The organism is Sphingomonas sp. FUKUSWIS1 (assembly GCF_000733135.1).
GTDB lineage: Bacteria > Pseudomonadota > Alphaproteobacteria > Sphingomonadales > Sphingomonadaceae > Sphingomonas > Sphingomonas aerolata.
This window is the reverse complement of the sequence record NZ_JPJC01000175.1, coordinates 20,648-22,764: the sequence shown is the minus strand read 5'-3', so window position 1 is coordinate 22,764 and position 2,117 is coordinate 20,648. Positions and strand designations below refer to the sequence as shown.

Genomic DNA, 2,117 nt, shown 5'->3' with positions numbered 1-2,117 from the left:
GGGGGCGATCCCCGCCGCGCAGTGCGACACCGCCTATGAACAGGCCAAGACCGACGCCGCCAAGACCGCACCACGGTTCGAGGACAAGCAGACCTGCGAGGAGCAGTTCGGTGCCGCGCAGTGCGAACCGCGCAACAATGGCAGCGGCGGCAGCTTCTTCACGCCGTTGCTGACCGGGTTCATCATCGGCCAGGCGCTCAACGGCGGCTATGGCTATCGCGGCGCACCGATGTACCGCGATCGTCAGGGCAATTATTATGGCGGCGCCGGCGGCCGCATCAGCCGCGATTACGTCACCGGCCGCACCCGCGTCGGCTCGGACGCCTTTACGCCTACCACGGCGCGTGCTCCCGCGCGGGTCCAGACCCGCAGCTCGGTGATCTCGCGCGGCGGGTTCGGCGGCGGCTTTGGCGGCCGCGGCGGCTTCGGCGGCTGACCCCTGATCCTCCCCCGCCAGGGGGAGGGCAGTATCTCAGGCGTCCCGCGGCACCCGCAGCATCGCCAGCGCCGCGACGCCCATCACCCCCGCCGCGATCAGCATCGCCCAGACCGGATCGCCCGGGAACACCGTCCGCATCACCTGCCCCATCACCGACGACACGATCAGCTGCGGCAGCACGATGAAGATGTTGAACAGCCCCATGTAAACGCCCAGCTTGGCCTGCGGCAGCGCGTTGGACAGCATTGCATAGGGCATCGTCAGAATCGACGACCAGGCGATCCCGATCAGCACCATCGACCCGATCAGCGCATGCGGATCGCGCAGGAGCAGGAACGACCCGAACCCCGCCGCCCCGCTCAGCAGGCCGAGGATATGCGCATTGCGCCGCCCGATCCGCCCCGCGAGCCACGGCATCACGAACGCCCACACCGTCGCCACGCCGTTATACACCGCGAACAGCACCCCGACCCAGTTCGCGCCGTCATTATACGCCGCACTCGCCGTGTCGGTCGTCCCGAACGCGCGCTGCGTGACGATCGGCGTGGTGTAGATCCACATGATGAACAGCGCCGACCAGGTGAAGAACTGGACGAGCGCGAGCCGCTTCATCGTCTGCGGCATGGTCGCAAGATCGCCGACGATCTGGCTGAGAACATTGGACTCTCTACCCGACCGGACGAGCGCGGCGCTGACCAGCAGTGCGATACCGAACGCGATCAGCCCGGCGCCGAGCAGATAGACCGGCTTGTCGAGCCCGAACCGCGCCACCGCCGCGATCACGATCGCCCCCAGCGCGATCCACACCGGCGCCAGCCGCGCGCCCGATCCGACCGGTGCCGCTATCGCCGGCCCCGCCTCGACCGCGCCGCCAACATGCTCGAACGCCGCCATCTCGTCGGGCGAATATTCCTTCGTCGTCAGCACCGTCCACAGCACCGCGCAGAACAGCGCCGCGGCACCCAGATAGAAGCCATAGCGCACCGATGGCGGGATCCCGCCCCCCGCCGCGGTGTTGGCGACGTGGAAGACGTCGGTCAGGATCAAAGGCGCCAGGCTGCCGATCACCGCGCCCGCGCCGATGAAGCCGGTCTGGAACGCATAGCCCGCGGTCCGTTGCCGACTGCCCAGCATGTCGCCGACGAACGCACGGAACGGCTCCATCGCGACGTTGAGCGATCCGTCGAGCATCCACAGCAGCGCCGCCGCAACCCACAGCACAGGCGCGTTCGGCATCCCCAGCAACGCGATGGTCGCCAGCACCGCACCGCCCAGGAAATAGGGTCGCCGGCGCCCGAGCCGCCCCCAGGTCCGGTCGCTGTAATGCCCGATCACCGGCTGGACGAGCAGCCCGGTCAGCGGCGCGGCGATCCACAGAAAGGCAAGATCGTCGACGCTGGTGCCGAGCGACTGGAAGATCCGGCTGACATTCGCATTCTGCAGCGCGAAACCGATCTGGATCCCGAAGAACCCGAACGAGATGTTCCACAGACCCCAGAAACCCTGACGCGGCTTCTCGCGCGTCACGCCGCAGCCTCGCCCGACGAGCGCCGTACGACCAGTTGCGTCGGCAGCACGATGCTCGTCACAGGCCGATCGTCGATCCGCGCTAGCAGCATCTCGACCAGCCGCCGGCCGCCCAGCACCGTGTCCTGCGCCACCGTCGTCAGCGGCGGAT

At 68.4% G+C, this 2,117-nt stretch carries 3 protein-coding genes; 1 reads left to right on the top strand and 2 read right to left on the bottom strand.

Annotated features, from left to right (window positions below):
- On the top strand, positions 1-436 hold a 436-nt coding region (locus sphsw_RS11140), incomplete at its 5' end, for a DUF1190 domain-containing protein (protein WP_052380923.1).
- A 36-nt stretch (positions 437-472) separates the two neighbouring features.
- On the opposite strand, the gene sphsw_RS11135 is transcribed toward sphsw_RS11140, so the two are convergent.
- Both sphsw_RS11135 and sphsw_RS20805 read right to left on the bottom strand, forming a co-directional pair.
- Positions 473-1,966, bottom strand: a complete 1,494-nt coding sequence (locus sphsw_RS11135) for an MFS transporter (RefSeq protein ID WP_031440684.1) — start codon at positions 1,964-1,966, stop codon at positions 473-475.
- On the bottom strand, positions 1,963-2,058 hold the full coding sequence (locus sphsw_RS20805; RefSeq protein ID WP_327195643.1) for a hypothetical protein: 96 nt from the start codon (positions 2,056-2,058) through the stop codon (positions 1,963-1,965). The genes sphsw_RS11135 and sphsw_RS20805 overlap by 4 nt, the downstream gene beginning before the upstream one ends.
- Positions 2,059-2,117: the final 59 nt, after the last annotated feature.